The organism is Neisseria sp. P0021.S005, assembly GCF_051956955.1.
The window spans coordinates 1-892 of the sequence record NZ_JBQCWY010000817.1 but is presented as its reverse complement, the minus strand read 5'-3'; the positions used below and the strand labels follow the sequence as shown (position 1 = coordinate 892).

Genomic DNA, 892 nt, shown 5'->3' with positions numbered 1-892 from the left:
CCGGTGTGGAGTATTTTGTATTTCAGCTTCGTGGTATTGCTGCTGCTTTGGGCTTGGTTGAAAACCAGAAAAATCTGATTGGTTTCGATATAAAAAGGCCGTCTGAAATTTCAGACGGCCTTTTGTTCTTTAAACTGTTTAGTCCAGATTCAACACGGCAGAAGTGTAAACGTCTTGTACGTCGTCCAAATCTTCCAATGCGTCAATCAGTTTTTGCATCTTAACCGCATCTTCGCCGCTCAATTCAGTTTCGTTTTGGGCGCGCATGGTAACGTCGCCGTCAACAGATTTGTAGCCTGCGGCTTCCAAAGCCGATTTCACACCGGCCCAGTCGTTCGGCGCGGTAATCACTTCGATGGAACCGTCGTCGTTGGTGATGACGTCTTCCGCACCGGCTTCCAAAGCTGCTTCCATCAGCGCATCTTCGTCAACGCCCGGTTCAAACACCAAATAGCCTTGATGAACGAAGTTGAACGCTACGCAGCCGTCGGTACCCAAGTTACCGCCGTTTTTAGTGAACGCATGGCGCACATCGGCAACGGTACGGGTTTTGTTGTCGGTCAGACAGTCCACCATCAAAGCCGCGCCGCCGATGCCGTAGCCTTCGTAACGCAACTCGATGTATTCCACGCCTTCCAGATTGCCCGTACCTTTGTCGATGGCACGTTGCACGTTGTCTTTAGGCATATTGTTTTCAGCGGCTTTTTCCAAAGCCAGGCGCAGGCGCGGGTTCGCGCCGGGATCGCCGCCGCCCATGCGGGCAGCAACGGTAATTTCTTTAATCAGACGGGTGAAGATTTTGCCGCGTTTGGCATCTTGTCGGGCTTTTTTGTGTTGGATATTTGCCCACTTACTATGGCCTGCCATGTTGATTCCTTTCGTTTTTTCACGC

1 protein-coding gene is annotated in these 892 nt (G+C 51.1%); it reads right to left on the bottom strand.

All coding sequences use genetic code 11. The features are described from left to right. Positions 1 to 138: 138 nt before the first annotated feature. Positions 139 to 867: a YebC/PmpR family DNA-binding transcriptional regulator gene (locus ACTHUE_RS19515; protein ID WP_049329917.1), complete on the bottom strand. Its 729-nt coding sequence runs from the start codon at positions 865 to 867 to the stop codon at positions 139 to 141. Positions 868 to 892: the final 25 nt, after the last annotated feature.